19 protein-coding genes and 1 CRISPR repeat array are annotated in these 25,811 nt (G+C 73.6%); of the genes, 15 read left to right on the top strand and 4 right to left on the bottom strand.

Annotation, left to right across the window (positions count from 1 at the left end):
- The first annotated feature begins 69 nt into the window (after nucleotides 1–69).
- On the top strand, nucleotides 70–1,032 hold the full coding sequence (locus tag LX15_RS22380) for a threonine ammonia-lyase (protein ID WP_253671596.1): 963 nt from the start codon (nucleotides 70–72) through the stop codon (nucleotides 1,030–1,032).
- On the opposite strand, the gene LX15_RS22375 is transcribed toward LX15_RS22380, so the two are convergent.
- On the bottom strand, nucleotides 1,033–1,770 hold the full coding sequence (locus LX15_RS22375; protein WP_253671595.1) for an alpha/beta fold hydrolase: 738 nt from the start codon (nucleotides 1,768–1,770) through the stop codon (nucleotides 1,033–1,035).
- Between the two features lie 107 nt (nucleotides 1,771–1,877).
- Between LX15_RS22375 and LX15_RS22370 the strand changes: the two genes are divergently transcribed.
- A complete protein-coding gene (locus LX15_RS22370; RefSeq protein ID WP_253671594.1) occupies nucleotides 1,878–2,258 on the top strand; it encodes an OB-fold nucleic acid binding domain-containing protein in 381 nt (126 codons plus the stop codon).
- On the top strand, nucleotides 2,255–3,031 hold the full coding sequence (locus tag LX15_RS22365) for a DUF3159 domain-containing protein (protein WP_372502776.1): 777 nt from the start codon (nucleotides 2,255–2,257) through the stop codon (nucleotides 3,029–3,031). The genes LX15_RS22370 and LX15_RS22365 overlap by 4 nt, the downstream gene beginning before the upstream one ends.
- Before the next feature lie 179 nt (nucleotides 3,032–3,210).
- Here LX15_RS22365 and LX15_RS22360 read toward each other — a convergent pair whose 3' ends face one another.
- Nucleotides 3,211–3,867, bottom strand: coding sequence for a potassium channel family protein (locus tag LX15_RS22360; RefSeq protein WP_253671593.1), 657 nt, complete (start codon nucleotides 3,865–3,867; stop codon nucleotides 3,211–3,213).
- Nucleotides 3,867–4,532 carry a potassium channel family protein gene (locus LX15_RS22355; RefSeq protein ID WP_253671592.1) on the bottom strand — a complete coding sequence of 222 codons (666 nt, stop codon included), beginning with the start codon at nucleotides 4,530–4,532 and terminating at the stop codon, nucleotides 3,867–3,869. The genes LX15_RS22360 and LX15_RS22355 overlap by 1 nt, the downstream gene beginning before the upstream one ends.
- A 145-nt stretch (nucleotides 4,533–4,677) precedes the next feature.
- On the opposite strand from LX15_RS22355, the gene LX15_RS22350 reads away from it, so the two are divergent.
- From LX15_RS22350 to LX15_RS22335, 4 genes are all read left to right on the top strand, one after another.
- Nucleotides 4,678–6,696 (top strand): APC family permease, encoded by a 2,019-nt coding sequence (locus tag LX15_RS22350; protein WP_253671591.1) that lies wholly within the window; start codon nucleotides 4,678–4,680, stop codon nucleotides 6,694–6,696.
- Nucleotides 6,697–6,779: 83 nt separating this feature from the next.
- Nucleotides 6,780–8,006: a class I SAM-dependent RNA methyltransferase gene (locus LX15_RS22345; protein WP_253671650.1), complete on the top strand. Its 1,227-nt coding sequence runs from the start codon at nucleotides 6,780–6,782 to the stop codon at nucleotides 8,004–8,006.
- Between the two features lie 251 nt (nucleotides 8,007–8,257).
- Nucleotides 8,258–8,528: a CRISPR direct-repeat array (repeat unit 28 nt; unit sequence GTCTTCCCCGCGCACGCGGGGGTGAGTC).
- Nucleotides 8,529–9,175: 647 nt separating this feature from the next.
- Complete coding sequence (locus LX15_RS22340; RefSeq protein ID WP_253671590.1) at nucleotides 9,176–10,378, top strand: acetyl-CoA C-acetyltransferase; 1,203 nt, start codon at nucleotides 9,176–9,178, stop codon at nucleotides 10,376–10,378.
- 11 nt (nucleotides 10,379–10,389) lie between these two features.
- Nucleotides 10,390–12,546, top strand: coding sequence for a 3-hydroxyacyl-CoA dehydrogenase NAD-binding domain-containing protein (locus LX15_RS22335; protein WP_253671589.1), 2,157 nt, complete (start codon nucleotides 10,390–10,392; stop codon nucleotides 12,544–12,546).
- A gap of 37 nt (nucleotides 12,547–12,583) precedes the next feature.
- On the opposite strand, the gene LX15_RS22330 is transcribed toward LX15_RS22335, so the two are convergent.
- Nucleotides 12,584–13,621, bottom strand: a complete 1,038-nt coding sequence (locus LX15_RS22330) for an AraC family transcriptional regulator (protein WP_253671588.1) — start codon at nucleotides 13,619–13,621, stop codon at nucleotides 12,584–12,586.
- A gap of 133 nt (nucleotides 13,622–13,754) precedes the next feature.
- Between LX15_RS22330 and LX15_RS33215 the strand changes: the two genes are divergently transcribed.
- The 8 genes from LX15_RS33215 to LX15_RS22290 form a co-directional block, all read left to right on the top strand.
- Nucleotides 13,755–14,894, top strand: a complete 1,140-nt coding sequence (locus LX15_RS33215) for an acyl-CoA dehydrogenase family protein (protein WP_253671587.1) — start codon at nucleotides 13,755–13,757, stop codon at nucleotides 14,892–14,894.
- Between the two features lie 19 nt (nucleotides 14,895–14,913).
- Entirely contained in the window at nucleotides 14,914–16,059 is a 1,146-nt protein-coding gene (locus LX15_RS22320; protein WP_253671586.1) for a CaiB/BaiF CoA transferase family protein, read from the top strand.
- 431 nt (nucleotides 16,060–16,490) lie between these two features.
- A complete protein-coding gene (dxs, locus tag LX15_RS22315; protein ID WP_253671585.1) occupies nucleotides 16,491–18,425 on the top strand; it encodes a 1-deoxy-D-xylulose-5-phosphate synthase in 1,935 nt (644 codons plus the stop codon).
- A 219-nt stretch (nucleotides 18,426–18,644) separates the two neighbouring features.
- Nucleotides 18,645–19,319, top strand: a complete 675-nt coding sequence (locus LX15_RS22310) for a response regulator transcription factor (RefSeq protein ID WP_253671584.1) — start codon at nucleotides 18,645–18,647, stop codon at nucleotides 19,317–19,319.
- Between the two features lie 91 nt (nucleotides 19,320–19,410).
- Nucleotides 19,411–20,505, top strand: coding sequence for a sensor histidine kinase (locus LX15_RS22305; protein WP_253671649.1), 1,095 nt, complete (start codon nucleotides 19,411–19,413; stop codon nucleotides 20,503–20,505).
- A 178-nt stretch (nucleotides 20,506–20,683) separates the two neighbouring features.
- A complete protein-coding gene (locus LX15_RS22300; RefSeq protein WP_253671583.1) occupies nucleotides 20,684–21,220 on the top strand; it encodes a YbaB/EbfC family nucleoid-associated protein in 537 nt (178 codons plus the stop codon).
- Nucleotides 21,221–21,241: 21 nt separating this feature from the next.
- Nucleotides 21,242–21,553: a type VII secretion target gene (locus LX15_RS22295; RefSeq protein ID WP_253671582.1), complete on the top strand. Its 312-nt coding sequence runs from the start codon at nucleotides 21,242–21,244 to the stop codon at nucleotides 21,551–21,553.
- Nucleotides 21,553–25,811, top strand: a 4,259-nt coding sequence (locus LX15_RS22290) for a DUF6531 domain-containing protein (protein ID WP_253671581.1), incomplete at its 3' end; no start/stop codon positions are given. The genes LX15_RS22295 and LX15_RS22290, both read left to right, overlap by 1 nt.

Raw genomic sequence — 25,811 nt, 5'->3', positions numbered from 1 at the left:
GTCGCGCCCCGCTTTCGGCTGGTCGCAACGGGTATTTCGTATACGAAAAGCGAGCGCTAGCCTGCGATCATGTCGAAGAGCGTCCCCGCGCTGTCGCCGGAGCACATCGAGCGGGCCGCGCGCGAGATCGACCCCGTCTTCCGGAACACCCCCCAGTTCACCGACGGCCACCTGAACGCCGCGCTCGGCCGCGAGGTCGTGGTGAAGGTCGAGACCGTCAACCCGATCCGCTCGTTCAAGGGCAGGGGAACGCACTTCTTCCTCCGTCAGCTCGGCGAGGTCCGCCAGGTCGTGTGCGCCTCCGCCGGCAACTTCGGCCAGGGCGTGGCCCACGCCGGCCGGGCGCTGGGCGTCGACGTCCGCGTGTTCTGCGCCGAACACGCCAACCCGAACAAGGTCGCGCGGATGCGGGCGCTCGGGGCCGTCGTCACGCTCACCGGAGCCGACTTCGACGAGGCCAAGGAGGCGGCGCGGGAGTACGCGAGCGAGCACCCCGACTCCGTCTTCGTCGAGGACGGCCGCGAACCCGCCATCGCCGAGGGCGCGGGAAGCATCGCCGTGGAACTGTTCGACCCCGCGCGCGGGGCCGAACCACTGGACGCCGTGGTCATCCCGCTCGGCAACGGCGCGTTGGCGGCCGGCATGGCCAGGTGGATCAAGGAGGTCTCGCCCGCGACGCGGGTCGTCGGCGCGTGCGCCTCCGGGGCCCCGGCCATGGAGCTGAGCTGGCGCGCGGGCGCGCCGGTGCGCACCGAACGGGCCGACACGATCGCGGACGGCATCGACGTGCGGGTGCCGGTCCCGGCCGCCGTGGAGTGGATCCGCGGGCTCGTCGACGACGTGGTCCTGGTCGACGACGACGAGATGCTGGACATGGTCCGCGTCGTCCGGGACAGCCTCGGCCTCCTCGTCGAGCCGGCGGCCGTCAGCGGGCTGGCCGCGATCGGTCGGCACCGCGTGCCAGGTGACCGCGTGGCCACCGTGCTCACCGGAGGCAACGTCGCCCAGCGCGTCCTGGCGCGGCTGGGCTGATCAACGCCGGCGCGCGGCCCTCAGCAACGCCAGGACGGCGGCGCGCCCCAGGCTCTCCCTGTCGGCCCCCAGCGCGTCGAGCGTGATCGACTCCCGCTCGGCGTTCGGCAGCGCCGCCGCCCACCGCTCGGCGACCTCCCTGGGGTGCACCGGATCGTCCACGCAGCACACGACGGCGGCGGGGGCGGTGATCCGGCGCAGCGTTCCCACGTCGGGCGCGGGGTGACGCGCGGCGGCCCGGAGCGAGTCGGCCAGCCCGGTCCCGTGCCACCGCCACGAGCGGTCCAGCTCCTCGGCCAGCCAGTCGGGGACCCCGTCCGTCGCGGCCCGCAGGGCCGCCTCCAGCCCCAGCCGGTCCACCGACCCCGCGCTGGCCAGCGCGGCCAACGCCGCCGGAGCCGCGTCATCGCCCTCCCCGGCCGGCCCCGTCCACCCCGGCATGGCCAGGAGCAGGCCGGCGCACGACCCCGGGTTCCGCGCGGCCCACTCGGCGGCGAGGTGCGCGCCGAGCGACACACCGCCCACGACCACGGGGTGGCCGGCCGCCAGCGCCGCCCGGTCCAGCGCGGCGAGGTGCTCGTCGACCAGCCGCGGCCCCGGTCGCGGCGACACCGCGACGAGCCGGAACCCCAACGCGGCCAACGGACCCGCGAACGCCCGCCGCACGAACTCCGCGTCCGAGCCGGTCCCCGGGACGAGGACCGCGACCCGCCGCCGCGGCGGACTCACCCACTCCATCCGTCGATCATCTCGTGGAGGGACGCGTCCACCGCGCGCGCATGGTTACGCTGGCGAGTGGACGGCTCGTCCGGGACGACGGGCCCCGAGGCGCACGGGAGCGCGAGATGACGGGCAACGGGGGCGGCTACTGGCGCCGCCTCGTGCGTCGGCTCACCAGCGACGTCAACGAGCTGGACGCCGACGACCTGTCCCGACGGGTGGAGGCGGTGGGCGCGCGCCGCGCCGCCGACTGCCGGTCGGGGGAGGAGGCGACCGTACTCGGTCGGCTACGCAGTGTGGAACACTGTCCGCGCGACGCGGTCGCGACGCTGGAGGCGGAGCTGTTCGACGGCACCGAGGGCGTGACGCTGGTCTGGCTGGGTCGCCGGCGGATCCCCGGCATCGAGCCGGGCCGCACGATCAAGGCCAGGGGCCGCATCGCCGTGCGCGACGGCCGCAAGGTGCTCTACAACCCCTACTACGAGTTGCAGACGACGACCGCATGACCGACTCGACCGCCCGCCCCGCCACGGACGTCCCCGACGTCCCGGTCGCCGCGGCGCCGCTCCCCGGGAGGGACATGGCCCAGGACAGCGTGCAGGAGCCCGTGCCGGACACCGGGCGGGAGACCGAGCGGCAGCAGACGCTGCTGGAGATGATGGGCGGCGTCCACGGTCTGATCTACTCGTCGGTGCCCGTCCTGGTGTTCGTCCTGGTCAACGTGCTGACCGGGCTGACACCGGCGATCTGGGCGGCGCTGGGCGCCGCGGCCGCCATCACCGTGTGGCGCGTGATCCGCAAGGAGCCCGTGCAGCCGGCGATCTCCGGCCTGTTCGGGGTGGGCATCGCGGCGTTCATCGCCCACCGGACCGGTTCGGCCAAGGGCTTCTTCCTGTTCGGGATCTGGGTGAGCCTGGTCTACGGCGGGGTGTTCCTGGTCTCGGCGGTGGTCCGGTGGCCCCTAGTGGGCGTGGTGTGGTCGGCGCTCAACGGCACCGGGTTCGGCTGGCGGTCCGACCGGCGGGTCCGCCTCGCCTACGACCTCGCCACCCTGGCCTGGGTGGTGGTGTTCGCCGCCAGGTACGTGGTGCAGCAGTGGCTGTACGACAACGATCTGACCGGCTGGCTCGCCGCCGCCCGGTTGGGCATGGGCTGGCCGTTGGCCGGTCTGGCCCTGCTGGTCACCGTGTGGGCCGTGCGCAGGGACACCCAGCGGGTGGCCAGGGAGAAGGAGCGGGACGAGCAGGCCGCCACGCCCTCGGCCCCGTCGCCGTCCTGACGACCGCGCGGGCGACGCGCCGGCCGACGGCGGACGGCCTGACCGCTCACCGACGGACACCGACCGCCCCCGGCTGACACGGGAGGCCAACGGGCGGACCAGAAGCGAGAACGACGGTGCCCCTGTGGTGTGGGACTCCACACCACAGGGGCACCGTTCCGTCGTGGGCCCCGGCGGGCTCAGCAGTCGAGCGCGGCCCTGATCTGCTGCTCGACGTTGGCGGCGGCCACGAACAGCAGCTCGTCGCCGGCCTCCAGCGGGTCGTCCGGCTGCGGGACGATGACCCGGCCGCCGCGCAGGATGGTCACCAGCGCGGCGTCCTGCGGCAGGTCCAGCCGCCCCACCGGCCGGCCGGACAGCGGGGTGTCCTCCGGCAGGGTGACCTCCACCAGGTTGGCCTGGCCCTGGCGCAGCGTCAGCAGGCGCACCAGGTCGCCGACGCTGACCGCCTCCTCGACCATCGCGGCGAGCATGCGCGGCGTCGACACCGCCACGTCCACGCCCCACGCCTCGGTGAACAGCCACTCGTTGCGCGGGTCGTTGACCCTGGCGACCACGCGGCGCACCGCGAACTCGGTCTTGGCCAGCAGCGACACCACCAGGTTCACCTTGTCGTCGCCGGTGGCCGCGATGACCACGTCGCACAGCTCCATGCCGGCCTCCTCCAGGGAGGTCAGCTCGCAGGCGTCGGCGTGCACCCACTCCGCCTGCTCGACGCTGTGCGGGTCGAAGTGGGCCCGGTCCCGCTCGATGAGCATGACCTGGTGGCCCGCGGTGAGGAGCTCCTGGGCAATCGAGCGGCCGACGGCGCCGGCCCCGGCGATCGCGACGCGCATCAGTGGGCCTCCTCGGGGGGCTGCGCGGCAGCGCTACAGACGACGGTGACCGTGCCGGACAGGGCCGCGACGTAGACGTCGTCGTCGGCCTGCACCACGGTGTCCGCGGTGGGCAGCACGCCGGTGCCGAACCGCATGATGAACGCCACCCGGCAACCCGTGGTCTCCTCGACCTCGGCCACCCGGCGCCCGACCCAGTCCTCGTGCAGCGGCAGCGGCAGCACCGCGACCGTGCCCGAGGGGTCGCGCCAGGCGGTGGCCACGCCCTCCGGCAGCAACATCCGCATCAGGCGGTCGGTGGTCCACGGCACGGTCGCGACGGTGGGGATGCCCAGCCGCTCGTAGACCGCGGCGCGCTTGGCGTCGTAGATCCTGGCGACGACGTGCTGGACCCCGAAGGTCTCCCTGGCCACCCTGGCCGAGATGATGTTGGAGTTGTCCCCGTTGGAGACGGCGGCGAACGCGCCGGCGCGCTCGATGCCGGCCTCGACCAGCACCTGCCGGTCGAAGCCGTTCCCGACCACCTGCTGACCGTGGAACTCGCCGCCCAGGCGCCGGAACGCCTGGGCATCCTTGTCGATCACGGCCACGGTGTGTCCGAGCCGTTCGAGGGCAGTGGCCAGCGATGACCCCACGCGACCGCAGCCCATGATCACGACGTGCACGACGTGCCCCTCCTCGATGACGTGGGCTGTGGCAACTTACCCGTCGTCGCGTCCGGCGTCATGCCGGGTACCCCGGTGTGCTCGGGAGCACGCCGACGGGCGTTGATGCGCCAACGAGGTGATGGGAGCGCCTACGCTACGCCCCGTGTCGAAGTTCGCTACCGCGGCGAAACGCATCCTCGTCGGTCGCCCCTTCCGGAGCGACCGGCTGGCCCACACCCTGCTGCCGAAGCGGATCGCGCTTCCGGTGTTCGCCTCGGACGCGATGTCCTCCGTCGCCTACGCGCCGGAGGAGATCTTCCTCGTGCTGTCCGTCGCCGGTCTGTCGGCGTTCGCCTTCGCGCCCTGGGTCGGTCTGCTGATCGTCGTCGTCATGCTGGCGGTGGTCGCGAGCTACCGGCAGAACGTGCACGCCTACCCGTCCGGCGGCGGGGACTACGAGGTGGCCACGGTCAACCTCGGCCGGCCGGCCGGCCTGGCCGTCGCCAGCGCCCTGCTGGTCGACTACGTGCTCACCGTGGCCGTGTCGATCTCCTCGGCCATGGCCAACATCGGCTCGACGATCCCGTACGTCGGCGAGCACAAGGTGCAGTTCGCGGTCGCGGCGATCGCGATCCTCACCGCCGCGAACCTGCGGGGCATCCGGGAGTCGGGCTCGGCCTTCGCCGTGCCGACCTACGCCTTCCTGGTCGCCATCATCGGCATGATCCTGTTCGGCCTGTTCCGCGCGTTCGTGCTCGGCGACGAGATGCGCGCGGAGAGCGCGGGCCTGGAGCTGCGGCCCGAGGGCGACCACCTCGCCGGCCTGGCCTTCGTCTTCCTGTTGCTGCGCGCCTTCTCCCAGGGCTGCGCGGCGCTGACCGGCGTCGAGGCGATCAGCAACGGCGTGCCGGCCTTCCGCAAGCCGAAGTCCCGCAACGCGGCGACCACGCTGCTGATGATGGGCCTGATCGCGGTGGTCATGTTGATGGGCCTGATCGTGCTGGCCCAGATGACCGGTGTGCGGATGGCCGAGGACCCCACGCGTCAGCTCGTCAACGCGCCGCCCGGCTACGAGCAGAAGACGATGGTGGTGCAGCTCGCCGGCGCGGTGTTCGACCACTTCCCCGCCGGCCTGTACTTCGTCGCCGGCGCGACCGCGTTGATCCTGGTGCTGGCGGCCAACACCGCCTTCAACGGCTTCCCCGTGCTGGGCTCGATCCTGGCCCAGGACCGCTACCTGCCCCGCCAGCTCCACACGCGGGGCGACCGGCTGGCCTTCTCCAACGGCATCCTGTTCCTGGCCGGGTTCGCGATCCTGCTGGTCGTCGCGTTCGACGCCGAGGTCTCGCGGCTGATCCAGCTCTACGTGGTGGGCGTGTTCGTCTCGTTCACCATGAGCCAGACCGGCATGATCCGACACTGGAACCGGGCGCTGCGCGGCGAGACCGACCCCGCTGCCCGGCGCAGGATGCGGCGCTCGCAGGCGATCAACGCCTTCGGTCTGTTCATGACCGGCTCCGTGCTGGTGATCGTGCTCATCACCAAGTTCACCAAGGGCGCGTGGATCGCGCTGGCGGCGATGGCCGCGATCTACGCCCTGATGACGGCGATCCGCCGGCACTACGACCGGGTCGCCGAGGAGCTGGAGACGCAGGAGCGGACGGCCGTCCTGCCCTCCCGCAACCACGCCATCGTGCTGGTCTCCAAGCTGCACATGCCGACGCTGCGCGCGATCGCGTACGCCAGGGCGACCCGGCCGGACGTGTTGGAGGCGGTCACGGTCAACGTGGACGACGCCGACACGCGCGCCCTGGTGCGGGAGTGGGAGAAGCAGGACATCCCGGTGCCGTTGAAGGTCGTGGAGTCGCCGTACCGGGAGATCACCAAGCCGGTGCTCGACTACGTCCGGCGCGTGCGCAGCAACAACCCCAGGGACGTCGTGACCGTGTTCATCCCGGAGTACGTGGTCGGCCGCTGGTGGGAGCAGTTGCTGCACAACCAGAGCGCGTTGCGGCTCAAGGGCCGGCTGCTCTTCCAGCCGGGCGTGATGGTGACCAGCGTGCCGTGGCAGCTCGCGTCGTCCGCGCGCGTGCACGAGAAGGAGGTGCACGCTCCCGGGTCGGTGCGCCGTGGTCTGGACGGCGTGGAGACCGAGCGTGCCCGCGTGAGTGAGAAGCCGTGACCGGGGGACGTGACGCGGCGTCCGACGCCGGCGACCGGCTGACGGACGACCGCTCGACGGATGGCCGGCCGACAGACGACCGGCTGACGGACGACCGGCCGACGGGGAAGGCGGACCGCCCCGACTGGACGGGCCGCCGCCTGGAGCTGGAGGTGGGCGCGCCGGCCCACGGCGGCCACTGCGTGGCCCGGTTCGAGGGCCGCGTGGTGTTCGTCCGGCACGCGCTGCCGGGGGAACGGGTGCTCGCCGAGGTCACCGAGGACCACGGCGGGTCGTTCTGCCGGGCCGACGCGGTGCGGGTCGACACGGCCTCGCCGGACCGCGTGCCGCAGCCCTGCCCGGTGGCCCGGCCGGGCCTGTGCGGCGGCTGCGACTGGCAGCACGCGAACGCCGACGCGCAACGCCGGATCAAGGCCCAGGTGGTGGCCGAGCAGTTGCGGCGCATCGCGGGCGTCGAGTGGCCGGTGGAGGTCGAGGCGCTGCCGGGCGGCCTGCTGGACTGGCGGAGCCGGGTGCGGATGGCGGTGGACCCGACGGGACGCCCCGGGTTCCGCAAGCACCGGGGGCACGAGGTCGTGCCGGTCGAGCACTGCCCGATCACCGTGCCGGGCGCGGTCGAGGCCGTGACCGGCCGGCGCTGGCGACGCGGGGTCGAGCTGGAGATCGTCGCCGACGACGCGGGCGAGGTCCACGTCAGCGAGCTGCGCCCTGACCGCCCGGCGCGGCTGGTCGCCGGGAGCGGCGTCGTGCTGGAACGCGCCGTCGGCCGCGAGTGGCGCCTGTCGCCCGGCGTGTTCTGGCAGGTCCACCCCGCGGCCGCCGACACCCTGGCCGACACCGTGCGCGAGTGGGCCCAGGCTCCCCGGGGCGGTCTGGCGTGGGACCTCTACGGCGGGGTCGGGTTGTTCGCGGCGGTGCTGGCCGAGCAGGTCGGCCGGGACGGCTCGGTCCTGGTGGTCGAGTCGGCGCGGCGGTCGGTGGCGGACGGCGTGGCGAACCTGGCCGACCTGCCGCAGGTGCGGTGGAAGGTGGGTCGCGTCGAGCGGGTGTTGGGCTCGCCCGACCTGGCCGACGAGCGGCCCGACGTCGTCGTGTTGGACCCGCCGCGCAAGGGCGCGGGCCGGGCCGTGGTCGACGCGGTGGCCGAGCGGGACCCGGAGCGCGTGGTGCACGTGGCGTGCGACCCGGCGGCGCTGGCCAGGGACGTCGGCCTGTTCCTCGACCAGGGCTACACGCTGTCGGCGCTGCGGGCGTTCGACGCTTTCCCGATGACCCACCACGTGGAGTGCGTGGCGCTGCTGACCCGGTGAACCTGATCGGGTACCGACGGCGTGCCCGCCGGGCGCGAGGGTGGGTCCCCATGCCGCTCGAACAGCGGCCGGCGGTGCAGGTCCTCCCCACACACGCGGGGAGGGGGAGTCCAGGTCATGGGGCAGCTTGGCCACTGCGTGGCCCTCATTCCCCGCCGATCGTGTTTTATGAGGCCATGACCACAGACCCAGCTCGCCCTGCGCGAGATCAAGAACCGGTAACGGCCTTGTCTTAGTCCAGGTCGCGAAGGGTCTTCCCCGCGCACGCGGGGGTGAGTCCACGTTCGGGTATCGCTCGTCGAGATCTGCCGTGTCTTCCCCGCGCACGCGGGGGTGAGTCCACGGCGACGCCGCCGTCATCTGCGCGTCCTCAGTCTTCCCCGCGCACGCGGGGGTGAGTCTCAACGGGGGCTGGCCAGTGATCAGCCGTGAAGTCTTCCCCGCGCATGCGGGGGTGAGTCGCCGTGGACCTCGCGGCGCGGGTGGACGCGGCCGTCTTCCCCGCGCACGCGGGGAGGGGTGAGTCCAGGTGTTGGGGCAGCTTGGCCACTGCGTGGCCCTCATTCCCCGGCGATGGTGCTTCCTGGAGCCATGACCACAGACCCAGCTCGCCCCGCGCGAGATCAAGAAACGGTAACGGCCTTGTCTTAGCCCAGGTCGCGAAGGGTCTTCCCCGCGCACGCGGGGGTGAGTCCGTTCCGTCCGTCAGAAACGCGCTCAGGCCCTGGTCTTCCCCCGCACACGCCGGGGTGATCCACCGACTCGCGGGTCCGGGCGCGGCTTGTGTCGTCCCCCCGCGCACGCGGGGGTGAGTCGGTGACCGGACTGTCAGTGACGTGCTGGTTTTGGTCTTTCCCGCACACGCGGGGGTGAGTCATGTTCACCGGCAGCTCCGCCAGCGGCGGGATGGTCTTCCCCGCGTACGCGGGGGTGAGTCGTCGACCACCACGCCCAGAAACGGAGCGAGCCCGTCTTCCCCGCGTACGCGGGGGTGAGTCGGCCGGAGAGTTCGACCACCTGACCTGACGGATGTCTTCCCCGCGCACGCGGGGGTGGGTCCGCTAGCGGCTGGAACTTCTTCACCACCGGTTGGGACGGGCCGGGGAGGTCAGCCAAGGCGAGCGCTCAGGTCATGGGTGGGGAGGACGCGTCGGCCCTAGCTTCGGCGCATGGGCGATGCGTTCATTCTGGACGCGGTGCGCACCCCGCGTGGCAAGGGCAAGCGCGGCGCGCTGCACAGCGTCAAACCCGTGGAACTGGCGGCGACCGCGTTGCGCGGGCTCGCCGAGTGCGTCGAGCTGGACACCGGCCTGGTCGACGACGTGGTGTGGGGCTGTGTGACCCCGGTGGGCGAGCAGGGCGCTGACATCGCCCGCGCCGCCGTGCTGCACGCGGGCTGGGACGTCGACGTGCCCGGCGTGCAGGTGAACCGGTTCTGCGCCTCGGGGCTGGAGGCGGTGAACCTGGCGGCGGCGAAGGTCGCGTCCGGGTGGGAGGACCTGGTGGTCGCCGGCGGCTCGGAGTCGATGTCGCGGGTGCCGATGGGCTCCGACGGCGGCGCCTGGTACGGCGACCCCGAGCTGAACCTGGCGACCGGATTCGTGCCGCAGGGCGTCTCCGCCGATTTGATCGCCACCATGGAGGGATTCGGCCGCGCGGAGCTGGACGCCTACGCCGCGCGGTCGCACCAGCGGGCCGCCGCCGCGCGGGCGGCGGGGCGGTTCGACCGCTCGCTGGTGCCGGTGGTCGACCGGCTCGGCGCGGTCCTGCTCAAGGAGGACGAGGCGATCCGGCCGGAGACCACGGTGGAGTCCCTGGCCGGGCTCGCGCCCAGCTTCGCCGGCGTGGGCGCCGCCGGGTTCGACGCCGTGGCCGTCGACCGGTATCCGATGGTGGAGCGGATCGAGCACCGGCACACCGCGGGCAACTCGTCGGCGATCGTCGACGGGGCCGCCGCCCTGCTGGTCGGCTCCGCCGCGGCCGCGGAGCGGATCGGCGCGCGGCCGAGGGCCAGGGTGTTGGCCACCGCCGTGGTCGGCACGGAGCCCACGATCATGCTGACCGGTCCCGCCCCGGCCGCGCGCCGCGCGTTGGCCAGGGCGGGCATGGGTTTCGGCGACATCGACCTGTTCGAGGTCAACGAAGCCTTCGCCGCCGTGGTGCTGAAGTTCCTCAGGGACACCGGCGTGGACGAGGACCGGGTGAACGTCAACGGCGGCGCGATCGCTCTCGGCCACCCGCTCGGCGCGACCGGCTGCGTGCTTGTCGGCACGCTGCTGGACGAGCTGGAGCGCCGGGACCTGACCACCGGGTTGGCGACCCTGTGCGTCGGGGCGGGCATGGGCGTGGCGACCGTGGTCGAGCGGGTCTGAGGGGGCTGGCGATGAGCGAGATCTTCCGGTGGGAACGGGACGCGCGCGACGTCGTCGTTCTGACGATGGACGCGCCGGGCCGGTCGGCGAACACCCTCGACGCCGCGTTCCGGGCGGCCTTCGCCGCGACGGTCGAGCGGCTGGAGGCGGAACGGGACGAGATCGCGGGGGTGGTGCTCACCTCGGCGAAACGCACCTTCCTGGCCGGCGCCGACCTCGACGAGATGCTGGCGGTCACCGACGAGCACGTGCCGAGGCTGACCGCCGAGCTGGACGGGTTCAAGGGCCTGTTGCGGCGTCTGGAGACGCTGGGGCGTCCGGTCGTCGCCCTGCTCAACGGTTCCGCGTTGGGTGGTGGGTTCGAGTTGGCGTTGGCCTGTCACCACCGGATCTGCGTGGACGATCCGGAGCTGCGGGTCGGCCTGCCCGAGGTGATGCTCGGCCTGTTGCCCGCCGGCGGCGGGGTCACCCGGTACGTGCGCCTGCTCGGCCTCGCGGCGGCGCTTCCCCTGTTGCTGGAGGGAAAACGCCTGCGGCCGGGCCGCGCGCTGCGGGCTGGGCTGCTGCACGAGCTGGCGCCCGACGTGGCGACCGGGCTGGACCGGGCGAAGGAGTGGATCGCGGCCAACCGGGACGCCCGGCAGCCCTGGGACACCCCGGGGTACGCGATCCCCGGGGGCGGGCTGGACGACCCCGTCGTGCGGCAGGTGACGGCGGCCGCGCCGGCGATGCTGCGGAAGCGGACCCACGGCACGCTGCCCGCGCCGGAGCGGATCCTCGCGGCGGCCGTGGAGGGCATGGCGGTGGACGTCGACACCGCGCAGCGGATCGAGACGCGCTACTTCGCGGACCTGGTCTCGGGGCAGGTCGCCAAGAACATGATCACCGCGTTCTGGTTCCAGCTCAACGAGGTCAACGCAGGGCGGTCCCGCCCGGCCGGCGTGCCGGAGCGGGCCGTGCGCCGGGTCGGCGTGCTCGGCTCGGGGATGATGGGCGCCGGCATCGCGCGGGTCACCGCCGAGGCCGGGATCGAGGTCGTGCTCAAGGACGTCTCCGCCGAGGTCGCCGAGCGCGGCCTCGCCAGGATCGCCGGTGAGCTGGCGGAGTCGGTCGAGGCCGGCCGGCTGGCCGGGGCGGAGCGGGACGCCGTGCTGGCCAGGATCACGCCCACCGGGTCCGACGCCGACCTGGCCGGCTGTGACCTGGTGATCGAGGCCGTGCCGGAGAACCGTGAACTGAAGAACGCGGTGCTCGCCGCGGCCGAGGAGGTGGTGGCGGAGACCCGCCCGGACGCGGTCGTCACCTCCAACACCTCGACGTTGCCGATCACCGGTCTCGCCACGGCGGTGCGGCGGCCGGAGCGGTTCTGCGGACTGCACTTCTTCTCTCCCGTCCCGAAGATGCCGCTCGTCGAGATCATCCGGGGACGCGACAGCGGGGACGAGGCGCTGGCGACGGCGTTCGACTACGTGCGCCGGATCGGCAAGACGCCGATCGTCGTCAACGACGGCAGGGGCTTCTTCACCTCCCGGGTGTTCGGCACCTACGCCACCGAGGGGGTGGCGATGGTGGCGGAGGGGGTGCGTCCCGCGCTGGTCGAGAACCAGGCCAGGCTGGCCGGGTTCCCGGTCAGCCCGCTGGCGGTCTCCGACGAGGTGTCCCTGTCGCTGATGTGGCACATCAGGGAGCAGACCGCCGCCGACCTCGCCGCCGAGGGGAGGGCGCTGCCCGACCACCCCGCGTTCCCGGTCATCGACCTGATGGTCAACGAGCTGGGCCGCGCGGGGCGGGCCGCCGGCGCGGGCTTCTACGACTACCCGCAGGACGGGCCGAAACGGTTGTGGCCGGAGCTGACGACCCGGTTCCACCGGCCGGAGCGCGACGACGTGGACGGGCGGGAGCTGCGGGACCGGCTGCTGTTCGTCCAGGCCCTGGAGGCCGTGCGGTGCCTGGAGGACGGCGTGCTGACCTCCGTGGCGGACGCCAACGTCGGCAGCATCATGGGCATCGGGTTCCCGCCGTGGACCGGGGGCGTGCTCCAGTTCGTCAACGGCTACGGGCTGTCGGCGTTCGTCGCCCGCGCCGACGAGCTGGCCGCCGCGCACGGGGAGCGGTTCGCCCCTCCCGCCCTGCTGCGGGAGCGGGCCGCGGCGGACAAGCCGTTCTGACCGCCACGTCTCCCGCGCCCCGCGACCCCGTGTGGCTTCAGCGGGGCGCGGGGGAGCGGGAGGCCCGGTACGAGCCGGGGCTGGCGCCCGTCCACCGGCGGAACGCGCGGTGGAACGCGCTGGCCTCGGAGAACCCGAGCCGGACCGCCAGCTCCTCGATCGACTCCCGCCCGGCGACCAGGGCCGCCACGGCGGCGTCCCTGCGGACCTGGTCCTTGATGCGGCTGAACGCCGTGCCCTCCTCGCGGAGCTGGCGCCGCAGGGTCTGCGGGCTGACCGACAGCCGCGTGGCCACCTGCTCCAGGCCGGGGAGCCCCGCGCCGCCGGGGCCGGCCGCGCCCGCGTGCACCGCCCTGGCCAGCAGGGTGTGCACGCGGGCGCCCGTCGTGCTGCCGTAGTCGCGGCGCGCCAGCAGGTCGGCGGGGGAGCGGTGGAGGAACCCGGCGAGGCTCGCCTCGTCCTGCAACACCGGGCGGTCGAGGTGGGTGGCGGCGAAGCTGATCGCCGTGCGCGGCGCCCCGAACTCCTGCGGGCAGCCGAAGATGAGGTCGTACTCGGCGCGGTGCGCCGGCTGCGGGTAGTCGAACTCCGCCAGCAGCAGGGGGATCCGGGTCCGCACGAGCCAGTTGGCGAAGCGGTGCGCGATCACCAGCACCGACTCGGTGAGGAAGTGCTCTGGATCGTCCACCATGGACAGACGCGTGACCAGGCGGGCGGTGTCGCCCTCGACGTCCAGGCGCACGGGCTCCTCGTCGGCGAACAACGCGTAGAACGCGGACGCCCGCCGCAGGGCCGTGCCCAGGTCGGGGCTGTGCACCGCGAGCAGCCCCATCGTCGCGAAGGTCCCCCGACGGCCGCGGACCGCGCCGAAGCCGAGGAACTCGTCGTCCAACGCGTCCCACAACTTCTTGACCAGCCTGGCGAACTGGTCCGGCGTCACCCTCGCCCTCGGTTGGGACAACAACACCGGGGCGATCCCCGCCGCCGTGAGCAGCGCGTCGACGGCCAGGCCGCGGCGCCGCGCCCCGCGCAGCGCCGCGGTGACGTGGTGGATCGCGATCGTGCGGGTCGTCATCGCCTCGTGCTCGCCGGGACGCCAGGACAGGGCCGGGTGTGACCGCTGCGGTCACCCGGATCGAGCGGCGACGCCATGGGCGACGGCCGCCGGGTGGGCCTAGCGTGCCAGACGGCGACCGGAGGTGATCGACGTGCGGCGTGTGCACTACGAGCCTGGGCACGAGGAGTACCGCTCGGCCTTCCGCGGCTTCCTCCAGCGGGAGGTGGTCCCGCACCAGGAACGCTGGCTGGCCGAGGGCATCGTCGACCGGGAGGTCTGGCGGTCGGCCGGCAAGCACGGCTTCCTGCTGCCGTGGGCCGACGAACGGCACGGCGGGCTGGGGCTCACCGGGTTCCGCTACGAGCAGGTGCTGATCGAGGAGCTGGCGGCGATCGGCGAGACCGGGCTGGCCATCCCGCTGCACTCCGCCGTCGTCGCGCCCTACCTGGCCGCGCACGGCACCCCCGAGCAGCGCGACCGCTGGCTGCCCGGCGCGGTCAGCGGCGACGTGGTGCTCGCCCTCGCGATCACCGAGCCGGGCACCGGGTCCGACGTGGCCGGCATGACGACCAGGGCGGAGCGGGACGGCGACCACTGGGTGATCACCGGCTCGAAGACGTTCATCTCCAACGGCGTGCACGCGGACCTGGTGATCGTGGCCGCCCGCACCGATCCCGAGCAGCGGCACGCGGTCGGGCTGTTCCTCGTCGAGTCGGGGGCCCCAGGGTTCGCGCGCGGCCGCAAGCTGGACAAGCTCGGCATGCGCTCGCAGGACACCGCCGAGTTGTTCTTCGACGGGGTGCGGGTCGGCCCCGACGCGGTGCTCGGCGACCCGGCCCAGGGCTTCGGCGCGATCATGGGAATGTTCGCGCAGGAGCGGCTGACCGTGGCCGCCGGCTGCGTCGCGGGAGCCGAGGCCGCGTTGCGGCTCGCCGTGGAGCACGCGCGGCGGAGGGAGGCGTTCGGCCGACCGCTGGCGAAGTTCCAGGACATCCGGTTCCGGCTCGCCCAGATGCGCACCGAGGTCGACGTGGCGCTGGCGTTCGTCGACCGCTGCGTGCTCGCGCACGAGGCCGGCGACCTCGGACCGGCGGACGCGGCCGAGGCCAAGCTGTTCGCCAGCGAGGTGCTGGGCCGGGTGGTCGACGAGGCCGTGCAGATCCACGGCGGCATGGGCTTCATGTGGGAGCACCCGGTCTGCCGGGCCTACGCCGACGCGCGGGTGCAGCGGATCTACGCCGGGACGTCGGAGATCATGAAGGAGATCGTCGGCCGGGCGATGCTCGGCTGACGCGGGGGGAGGACGCGGCGTGCCAGGACCGTTGCGCGGACTGCGGGTGGTGGAGATCGCGAGCCTCGCGCCGGCTCCGTTCGCCTGCACGGTGCTGTCCGACATGGGGGCGGAGGTCCTGCGGGTCGACCGGGCGGCCCACGTGCCGGCGGACCCGCCGGCCGCCCCGCCGCCCGACCCGCTGGCGCGGGGCCGCCGTTCGGTGGCCGTCGACCTCAAGCACCCCGACGGCGTGGCCGCCGTGCTGCGCCTGGTCGAGCGGGCGGACGTGCTGGTCGAGGGGTTCCGGCCAGGGGTCTGCGAGCGCCTGGGGCTCGGCCCGGACGTCTGCCTCGCCCGCAACCCCCGCCTCGTCTACGGGCGGCTCAGCGGCTACGGCCAGGACGGCCCGCTCGCGCCGGTCGCCGGGCACGACATCACCTACCTGGCGATCTCCGGGGCGCTGTGGCCGGTCGGGCCGGCCGACGCGCCGCCCGTGCCCCCGCTGAACTACGTCGCGGACTTCGGCGGCGGCGGGATGGTGCTGGTCGCGGGGGTCCTGGCCGCGTTGTGGGAGCGGGAGCGCTCCGGGAGGGGCCAGGTCGTCGACGCCGCCATGGTGGAGGGCTCGGTCCTGCTCACCGCCATGCTCCACGGCTTCCGCGCCGCCGGGATGTGGCGTGACCAGCGGGAGGGCAACCTGCTGGACGGCGCGGCGCCCTTCTACCGCTGCTACACCTGCGCTGACGGTCGTTACGTGGCCGTGGGCGCGCTGGAGCCCCAGTTCTACGCGGCGCTGCTCGCCGGGCTCGGCCTGACCGGGGCGGACCTGCCCGACCGGCACGACCGGGCCGCCTGGCCCGCGCTGGGCGACCGCCTCGCGGCCGTGTTCGCCACCAGGACCAGGGACGAGTGGGCCGAGGTGTTCGCCGCCCACGACGCGTGCGTCGCCCCGGTGCTGAGCCCGGCCGAGGCGGTCGACCACCCGCACCTGCGGGCCCGCGCGGCGTTCGTCGACGTCGCGGGGATGCCGCAGCCGGCGCCCGCGCCCCGGCTGTCGCGGACCCCCGGCGAGGTCGCCGGACCCGCGCCCCACCCGGGCCAGCACACGACCAGCGCGTTGCTCGACTGGGGCTTCACGCCCGAGGAGGTCGACGCCCTGCGCGCGGCGGGCGCGGCCCGCTGACCAGTCCGGCCCGCCGCGTCGACGGGGGGCCGACGGCCGCGCCGGCGCCCTGCGGCGCCGTCGCGCTGGTCGGCGTGGCCTCGCGTGGCTTCCGCGTCCCCTCCGTGTCCCTCCCGCGCCCCTTCCCAGGAGGGAAGGCCCCGGCCCAGGCCGGGGGTGAGACGCATCTCACTTCGCCCATCCGGGTGGCTTATCCCCCGATGACGGGAGATCCGGTCTGGAGATGTTCACTCGGTCACGCGCGGGAAATGCCCGGTAGCGAGGCGTGACGCCAACCTCGGGCCCCGGTCGGACGTCCCACTACCGGTCGCCGAGAGCACCCGAATGGGTCTCCGTAGACTGGCCGGAAGTCGCCCACCGGGCGGCAAGTCCGGCGACACGGCACGACGACAACGGCCTGACAGACAGCCCGGTACAGGAGAGGTGGAGCGGTGACGCTGCTGGAATCCGTGCAGAGCCCTGCCGATCTGAAGCGGCTGGAGCACGGGGAGCTGACGCGGCTCGCCGAGGAGATCCGCACCTTCCTGGTGGAGAAGGTCTCCCGAACGGGTGGTCACCTCGGCCCGAACCTCGGCGCCGTCGAGCTGACCCTCGCCGTGCACCGCGTGTTCGACTCGCCGCACGACGCGGTGGTCTTCGACACCGGGCACCAGGCGTACGTCCACAAGATCGTCACCGGCCGGCACGCCGACTTCGACACCCTCCGGACCAAGGGCGGCCTGTCCGGCTACCCGTCGCGGGCCGAGAGCGAGCACGACCTCGTCGAGAACAGCCACGCCTCGACCGCGCTGTCCTACGCCGACGGCCTGTCCAGGGCCTTCCAGCTCCGCGACGCCCGGCGGCACGTCGTCGCGATCGTCGGCGACGGCGCGCTGACCGGCGGCATGTGCTGGGAGGCGTTGAACAACATCGCCGCCGACCAGGACCGGCCGGTCGTGATCGTGGTCAACGACAACGGGCGCTCCTACTCGCCGACCATCGGCGGCCTCGCCGACCACCTCGCCGCGCTGCGGCTGCGCCCCGGCTACGAGAAGGCGCTGGAGAGCGGGCGCCGCGCGTTGCAGCAGACGCCCGTCGTGGGCAAGCCGCTGTACGCGGCGCTGCACGCGGCCAAGCGCGGGATCAAGGACGCGCTGAGCCCGCAGATCCTGTTCGAGGACCTGGGCATGAAGTACCTCGGCCCGGTCGACGGCCACGACCTGCGCGCGCTGGAGGCCGCCCTGCACAGGGCCAAGGCGTTCGGCGGGCCGGTGATCGTGCACGCGGTGACCCGCAAGGGCAACGGCTACGCGCCCGCGGAGAACCACGAGGCCGACCAGATGCACGCCACCGACGCGATGGACCCGGCGACCGGCGAGCCGCTGGTCCGGAAGAAGACGTCGTGGACCTCGGTGTTCTCCGACGAGCTGGTGAAGCTCGGCGCGGAGCGCGAGGACCTGGTGGCGATCACCGCGGCGATGCTCGGCCCGACCGGCCTCCAGCGGTTCGCCGACACCTACCCCGGGCGCTGCTTCGACGTCGGCATCGCCGAGCAGCACGCGCTGACCTCGGCGGCCGGCATGGCCATGGGCGGCCTGCACCCCGTGGTCGCGGTCTACGCCACGTTCCTCAACCGGGCCTTCGACCAGCTCCTCATGGACGTCGCGCTGCACCGGCAGCCGGTGACCGTGGTGCTGGACCGCGCCGGCATCACCGGCAGCGACGGCGCCAGCCACAACGGCATGTGGGACATCTCGATCCTCGGCGTGATCCCGGGCATCCGGGTCGCCGCGCCGAGGGACGCGATCACCCTGCGCGAGGAGTTGCGGGAGGCGGTCGCGGTGACCGACGGCCCGACCGTGCTGCGCTTCCCCAAGGGCGGCGTGATCCCCGAGCTGCCGGCGGTCGAGCGCGTCGGGCAGGTCGACGTGCTGCGCAGGGGCGAGAGCAGGGACGTGTTGCTCGTCGCGGTGGGCGCGTTCGTCAAGCTCGGCGTCGCGGCGGCCGAGCGGCTGGCCGACCAGGGCATCGGGGTCACCGTGGTGGACCCGAGGTGGATCACCCCGGTGCCGGAGGAGCTGGTCGGGATGGCGGCCGAGCACCGGCTGGTCGTCACCGTCGAGGACGGCGGCCGGCACGGCGGCTTCGGCTGGGCGCTGGCGGCCGCGCTGCGCGACGCCGACGTGGACGTTCCGCTGCGCGACCTCGGCGTGCCGCAGCGGTTCCTCGACCACGCCTCGCGGGACGAGGTGCTGGCCGAGCTGGGGCTCACCGCGCAGGACGTGGCGCGCCGGGTGACCGGCTGGGCCGCCGGCCTGCTCGGTGACGTCCCGTCCGAGGTGGACCAGGAGTCGCTGCCGGCCCCCGAGGACGCCGACCACCGCTGAGCCCCCGGCCCCGCCTCCTCCGCTGAGCCCTCTGGCCCTGCCTCCTCGGCGGGGCGGTCCTCGCCTGTCCTCGTGCGTCGGGTTTCCCGCGTGCGGTGACCCAGCGCGACCTGCCCGTCCTGTCAACCCGCTCGTTCAGGGCGCGGATGTGGCGGGTGTGGCTGCGGGAAGTGACGAACGGGCGGCAATCTTCCCCGAGTCGTGTGGCACCTTGGAGAGGTGCGCATCCTGGTCGTGGAGGACGAGCAGCCACTCGCGGACGCGGTCGCGCGGGGGTTGCGGCGGGAAGGGATGGCCGTGGACGTCGCCTACGACGGCGACACCGGCCACGAGAAGGTCAGCATCACCCGGTACGACGTGGTGGTGCTCGACCGGGACCTGCCCGGCATGTCGGGAGACGAGCTGTGCCAGGAGATCGTCTCCTCCGGCGCGCTCACCAGGGTGCTGATGCTCACCGCGAGCGGGGCGATCGAGGACAGGGTCGCCGGGCTGTCCCTCGGCGCCGACGACTACCTGGCCAAGCCGTTCGCCTTCCCCGAGCTGGTGGCCAGGGTGCGGGCGCTCGGGCGGAGGGCCACCCCGCCGACGCCGCCGGTGCTCAGCGCGGGCGACGTCGTGCTCGACCCCGCCCGCCGCACCGTCACCAGGGCCGGCCGGCACGTCGAGCTGACCCGCAAGGAGTTCGGGGTGCTGGAGGTGCTGCTCGCCGCGGGCGGCGCCGTCGTGAGCAGCGAGGAGCTGCTGGAGCGGGTCTGGGACGAGAACGCCGACCCGTTCACCACCACCGTCCGGGTCACGGTCATGACGCTGCGCAAGAAGCTGGGGGAGCCGGGCGTCATCGAGACCGTCGTCGGCTCCGGCTACCGCGTGCCGTCGGCGACGTCCGGCGCCTGAGTCCATGCGCGGAACCACCGGGACGCCGCCGCCGCCGACGGCGGCGTGGGCGGGCGTGCGCCGCCGGCGGGGACCGGGCCTGCGGCTGCGCATGACCCTGGTCGCCACCGGCCTGGTCGCCGGGACGAGCGCCCTGCTGCTGTGGCTGGGGTGGCTGCTCGTGGGCGGCGTCGTGGCGGCCGTGCCCCGGTTGCCCGAGGGCAGCCGGGTGCGGGTCGGCGGGTACGAGATCGCCGCGGACCAGCTCGGCGCGGTGCTGCGGCGGCACGCGCAGGACCAGGTGCTGAGCAGCGGCCTGGTGGCGTTCCTCTGCGTGGTCGTGGCCACCGCCCTGCTCGCCTGGGTGTTCACCGGCCGGGTCCTGGCGCCGGTCCACGAGGTCACCGAGACCGCCCGCCGCCTGTCCGCCGAGTCGCTGGAGGAGCGCATCCGGCTGGAGGGGCCCAGGGACGAGGTCGCCGAGCTGGCCGACACCTTCGACGCCATGCTGGACCGGCTCCAGGCGGGGTTCGACGCGCAACGCCGGTTCGTCGCCAACGCCAGCCACGAGCTGCGGACGCCGCTGGCGGTGATCAGGACCGAGCTGGACGTGACCCTGTCCGACCCCGACGCCGACGCCGAGGAGCTGCGCCGCATGGCCGGCGTGGTGCGGGACGCGACGCTGCGGGCCGAGCAGTTGGTCGAGGCGCTCCTGCTGCTCGCGCGCACCGACGCCGCCGGACTGGCCGTCCACGAGCCGGTCGACCTCGCGGCGGTGGTCGCCAGCGCGTGGCGTGGCGCGCGGGCGGACGCGGAACGCCGGGGCCTGCGCCTGACCTTCGACACCCGCCCCGCCTTCGCCGTGGGGGACCCGGCGCTGTTGGAGCGGGTCGCCGGCAACCTGCTGGAGAACGCCGTGCGGCACAACGTCGACGGCGGCTGGCTGACCGCGCGGACCGAGGCGGGGCCGGGGTGGAGCCGGCTGGAGGTCGCCTCGTCCGGCCCGGTGATCGCCCCGGAACGGGTGGCCGAGCTGTTCGAGCCCTTCCGGCGCGGTGTCGTGGCCAGGACCGGGCGGTCCGGGGCCGGGCTGGGGCTGTCGATCGTGCGGGCCGCCGTGACCGCCCACGGTGGCCGGCTGCGCGCCGCCCCGGTCGCCGGTGGCGGGCTCGCCGTGGCCGTCGAACTCCCCGCGGCCCCCGCCTGACCTACGGCCCCCGCCTGACCTACGGCCCCCGCCTGACCTACGGCCCCCGCCTGACCTACGGCGGCCGCCGGCCCCGCCGAACCCGTTCGCCCTGATCTTGGCGGACTCGCGCCGCCGGCCGGCGGTCGCTCGGTATGGTCCAGGTCGAGTGTCAGCGGTGCGTGAGGGGGCGGAAACCGTGAGCGAGCCCATGTTCGGGCTGGACGGCGCGCGGACCGAACAGGAACTGGAGCGGTGGGCCGCCGAGGTCACGGCGAAGGCCGAGCGGTACCAGACCATGCAGCAGCAGGTCTCGGCGATCAGCTCGACCGCCGCGTCCTCCGACGGGACCGTGCGCGTGACGGTGGACTCCTCCGGCGCCGTGACCGGCCTGGAGATCTCCGACCGGGTGCGGCAGATGTCGGGCTCGGAGGTGGCGGCGCTGGTGCTGTCCACGATGCGGCGCGCGCAGGCGCGGATCACCGACCAGGTCGCCGAGGTCATGCGGTCCACCGTGGGCGACGACGCCCAGACGGTGCGGGCGGTGGTGGACAACTACCGCCAGCGCTTCCCCGAGCCCGAGCCCGAGGAGTCGACCGGGTCGGTGGGCGTGGAGGAGATGCGGATCGGGCCGGAGGACGAGGCCGAACCACCGCGTCCCACGCCCCCGCCGCCGGGGCGGCGGCGCGACGACGGGGACGACGAGGACTGGGGCGGGGACTCGTTCCTGCGCTAGGCGAGCCTGAGGGGGTCGACGATGGCGGACGGCTACGACGTCCTGTTCGACGAGCTGCGGGCGCACGCGTCGCGCCTGGACGCATTGCGGGAGCGGCTGGACGCGGCCGTGGGCGCCGCTCAGCAGGTGTCGATGGGGGACGAGGCGTACGGGAAGATCTGCTCCTTCTTCGTGCCGGTGGTGCACGCGGTGAGCGACCCCGGGATGGACGCGTTGCGGCGGGCGGCGGAGTCGATGTCGGAGACGGCGCGCGAGGTCCGTGACACCGGCCAGACCTACGAGGCCACCGAGCAGGCCAACACACGGCCGTTCGCCGCTGGGGGTGGTGCGTGATGGGTGACAACCCCTTAGTCGCGCAGCGCAAGGACTCGACGACGGCGATCACCGGCATCGGCATCGCCGAGTCCGCCGCCGACGTCTACAACGGCGTCCAGAACAAGTCGTGGCTGGAGGCCGGTCTCGGCGCGGCCGGCACGGGGCTGGAGGCCCTGTCGCTGGCCATGGACCCGGTCGGGACCCTGTTGCAGTACGCGGTCTCCTGGCTGATGGAGCACGTCAAGCCGCTGTCCGACGCCCTGGACTGGCTCGCGGGCGACGCCGACCAGATCGCCGCGTACGCGCAGACGTGGAAGAACGTGGCGCGGGAGACCGGGCAGGTCGCGCAGGACTTCGGCGCCGAGGTCGCCAAGGGCACCGCGGGGTGGACCGGCGCGGCCGCGGACGCGTACCGGGCCTCGGCCGGGCGCCAGCGCGAGCAGATCACCGCCGCCGCGACCGCGGCCGACACGATCGGCACGGCCGTCGAGGTCGTGGGCGTGCTGGTCGGGGCCGTGCGCGAGATCGTGCGGGACCTGGTCGCCGAGTGCGTGGCCACGCTGATCGCGCGGATCCCCCAGTGGCTCGTGGAGATCGGCGGCACCTTCGGCGCCGCGACCCCGCACGTCGTCGCGTCGGCGGCGTCGTTGATCGCCAAGTGGGTCAACCGCATCAAGGACTTCATCCAGAAGCTGGTGCGCTCGCTGGAGAAGCTGCGCCCGCTGATGAAGAAGCTCGGCGACATCTGGGACGCCATCAGGAAGGCGTTGACCAAGGGCGGGCGCGGCGGCCCCCACACCCCGAAGAGCCCCGACGCGCCCACCACCCGGGCGTCGACCACGCCCACCAGCACCAAGACCCCTGACACGACGACGACCTCGCCGACGAGCACGACCCCGACGGCCAGCCACCCGCCGGACGGCGGCCACACGACCTCGCCGACGTCCACCAGTCCGACGTCGACTTCCACCAGTCCGACGTCGACGTCGCCGGGCAGCACCTCGACGACGCCGAGCACGCACGGGCAGCCGGACACCCCGAGCACGTCCACCAGCCCCAACGGAACACCGACGACGCCGGCCGGCGGGAAGCCCGGTGGCGGCGGGAAGAACACCTCGCCCAACCGGCCGAACGACCCGAACACGACGCGGACGCCCGTGGACAAGCGGACGTGCGTGGAGGACCCGATCGACGTCGCGTCGGGCGAGATGGTGCTGCGGCAGACCGACGTCGAGCTGGCCGGCGTGCTGCCGCTGGTGCTCTCCCGCACCCATGTGTCGTCGTACCGCTCCGGCCGGTGGTTCGGCCGTTCCTGGTCGTCCACAGTGGACCAACGGCTGGAGGTGGACGACGAGGGGGTCGTCCTCGTCGCGGACGAGGGCGTGACCCTGGTGTACCCGTCGCCGACGGCGGGTTCGCCGGTGCTGCCGGAGACCGGCGCCCGGTGGCCACTGTCCATTGTGGATGGCACTTACCAGGTCTCCGTCCCGGAACTCGGGCAGACGCTGCACTTCGCCGGCGGGGACTCCGGCGTCCTGCCGTTGCGCGCGATCGTGGACCGCAACGGGCACCGCGTCGATCTGGACTACGACGACGACGGCGTCCTGTCCGGCCTCCGGCACTCCGGCGGCTACCAGATCACTGTGGACAGCACGGCCGGCCTGGTCACGGCCCTGCGGCTGGCCAGCGGCGACCAGGGCAACGACCTGGTCCTGGTCCGCTACGTCTACGACGACGCGCGTCGCCTGGTCGAGGTCATCAACTCCTCCGGCCAGGCGCTGCGGTTCGACTACGACCGCGCCGGGCGGATCACTGGGTGGCAGGACCGGAACGGGGTCTGGTACCGCTACATCTACGACGAGCACGGCCGCTGCGTGCGCACCGTGGGCACGGACGGATACCTCGACAGCGAGCTGACGTACGACACGGACAGCCGCACCACCGTCGTCACGAACGGGCTGGGGCACCGGACGACGTACCACATGAACCAGCTCGGCCAGGTCGTGCGCGTGGTCAACCCGCTCGGGCACGCCACGGTCTCCGAATGGGACCGCTACGACCGGCTACTGGCCCGCACCGACCCGTTGGGCCGCACGACCCGCTACCGCTACAGCGAGGACGGCGACCTCGTCGCCGTGGTCCGCCCCGACGGCACCGAGGCGACCATCGCCTACAACCACCTTCGCCTGCCGGTCCGGGTCACCGAGCCGGACGGTTCGGTGTGGCAACGCGCCTACGACGACCGCGGCAACCTCGTCGCCGTCACCGACCCGATGGGCGCGACCACGCGCTACACGCACGACGAGCGCGGATGCCTGTCGGCTGTGGTCGACGCCCTGGGCAACACCACCCGCATCCAGACCAACGCGGCCGGTCTCCCGGTGGCGGTCACCGACCCGATGGGCGCCACCACCCGCTACACCCGGGACGCCTTCGGGCGCGTCACCGACATCACCGACCCGCTCGGCGGGGTCACGGACCTGGGGTGGACGGTCGAGGGACGGCTCGCCTGGCGCACCCTGCCCGACGGCTCCACCGAGCGCTGGCACTACGACGGGGAGGGCAACCTCGTCGAGCACGTCGACGCCCTCGGGCAGGTCACCCGCACCACCTACACCGGCTTCGACCTGCCGGCGTCCCAGACCTCGCCGGACGGGTCCTGCCTGTCGTTCGCCTACGACAGCGAACTGCGTTTGGTGTCGGTGACCAACCCCCAGGGGCTGGAATGGCGGTACGAGTACGACCCGGCCGGCAACCTGGTGCGGGAGACCGACTTCAACGGCCGCACCCTCACCTACACCTATGACCCGGCCGGGCAACTGACCTCCCGCACCAACGGCGCGGGCCAGACCATCCACTACGTCCGCGACGCGCTGGGCAACGTCGTCGAACAACGGTCCGACGACGCGGTCACCACCCTCGCCTACGACCCGGCCGGGCGGTTGGTGCGCGCGGCCAACGCGCACGCCGAGCTGACCTTCCAGCGTGACCCGCTGGGCCGGGTCCTGTCCGAGACGTGTGACGGCCGTGCCGTCGTGTCCTCCTACGACGCGTTGGGCCGGCGGCTCCTGCGCCGCACCCCCTCCGGGGCGATCAGCCGGTGGGAGTACGGCGCGTCCGACCAACCGCTCGCGCTGCACACCGCCGGCCGCACCCTGCGGTTCCACCACGACGCGGCGGGCCGGGAGATCCAGCGGGCCCTCGACACCGGACCGGTGCTGGCCAGCACCTGGGACCCGGCGCACCGGCTGATCTCCCAGACGCTCACCGCGCCGGGACAGGCCCAGCCGGGGTTCGCCCCCCAGGCCCGGGTGGTGCACCAGCGGCGCTACCACTACCGGCCCGACGGCTACCTGACCGGCGTCGACGACCAGCTCACCGGCCCCCGCCGCTTCGACCTCGACGCCGCCGGCCGGGTCACCGCCGTCCACGCCCCCGGCTGGACCGAGCGCTACGCCTACGACCCGGCCGGCAACCTCACCCACGCCACCTGGCCCACCGCGCCCGGCGCCGAGGCGCAGGGCGACCGCTCCTACGCCGGCACCCTCATCCAGCGGGCCGGCAACATCCACTACCAGCACGACCCCCAGGGCCGGGTCCTGCTCCGCCAGCACCGCACCCTCTCCGGCAAGACCCTGACCTGGCACTACACCTGGGACGCCGAGGACCGCCTCACCGCCGTCACCACCCCCGACGGCCAACGCTGGCGCTACCTCTACGACCCACTCGGCCGCCGCATCGCCAAGCAACGCCTCGCCCCCGACGGGGTCTCAGTCGTCGAGCAGGTCGACTTCACCTGGGACGGCCTGGTCCTGGCCGAGCAGACCCACACCCTGCTCCAGCCCACCGGTCCCGCCCGGCACACCACCACGTGGGACTTCGAGCCCGGCACCTTCCGGCCCCTCACCCAGACCGAGCGCGCACCCCTGCGCGACGCCCCTCAGGAGTGGATCGACCAGCGGTTCTACGCCATCGTCACGGACCTGGTCGGCACCCCTACCGAGCTGGTCGACCCGGCCGGCAACCTGGCTTGGCACCACCGCACCACCCTCTGGGGCGCCTTCCTCCCCGGCCCTCGCACGCCCGCCTACTGCCCGCTCCGGTTCCCGGGCCAGTACCACGACCCCGAAACCGGCCTCCACTACAACTACTTCCGTTACTACGACCCCGCCGGGGGCCGCTACACCACCCCCGACCCGCTCGACCTAGCCGGCGGCCCGAACCCCCACACCTACGTCCCCAACCCCACCGCCTGGCTCGACCCCCTCGGCCTCAC

It is taken from the genome of Streptoalloteichus tenebrarius, assembly GCF_024171885.1.
GTDB lineage: Bacteria > Actinomycetota > Actinomycetes > Mycobacteriales > Pseudonocardiaceae > Streptoalloteichus > Streptoalloteichus tenebrarius.
The sequence above is the reverse complement of the archived record's forward strand: the minus strand, read 5'-3'. Positions and strand labels throughout refer to the sequence as shown.

Bases quoted from the DNA above. Each gene is read 5' to 3' on its own strand.
- LX15_RS22340 (WP_253671590.1), top strand. From the start codon at position 9,176: ATGGGCGATGCGTTCATTCTGGACGCGGTGCGCACCCCGCGTGGCAAG.
- LX15_RS22370 (WP_253671594.1), top strand. From the start codon at position 1,878: ATGACGGGCAACGGGGGCGGCTACTGGCGCCGCCTCGTGCGTCGGCTC.
- LX15_RS22360 (WP_253671593.1), bottom strand. From the start codon at position 3,867: ATGCGCGTCGCGATCGCCGGGGCCGGCGCCGTCGGCCGCTCGATTGCC.
- LX15_RS22375 (WP_253671595.1), bottom strand. From the start codon at position 1,770: ATGGAGTGGGTGAGTCCGCCGCGGCGGCGGGTCGCGGTCCTCGTCCCG.
- LX15_RS22330 (WP_253671588.1), bottom strand. From the start codon at position 13,621: ATGACGACCCGCACGATCGCGATCCACCACGTCACCGCGGCGCTGCGC.
- LX15_RS22365 (WP_372502776.1), top strand. From the start codon at position 2,255: ATGACCGACTCGACCGCCCGCCCCGCCACGGACGTCCCCGACGTCCCG.
- LX15_RS22295 (WP_253671582.1), top strand. From the start codon at position 21,242: ATGGCGGACGGCTACGACGTCCTGTTCGACGAGCTGCGGGCGCACGCG.
- LX15_RS22335 (WP_253671589.1), top strand. From the start codon at position 10,390: ATGAGCGAGATCTTCCGGTGGGAACGGGACGCGCGCGACGTCGTCGTT.
- LX15_RS22305 (WP_253671649.1), top strand. From the start codon at position 19,411: ATGACCCTGGTCGCCACCGGCCTGGTCGCCGGGACGAGCGCCCTGCTG.
- LX15_RS22380 (WP_253671596.1), top strand. From the start codon at position 70: ATGTCGAAGAGCGTCCCCGCGCTGTCGCCGGAGCACATCGAGCGGGCC.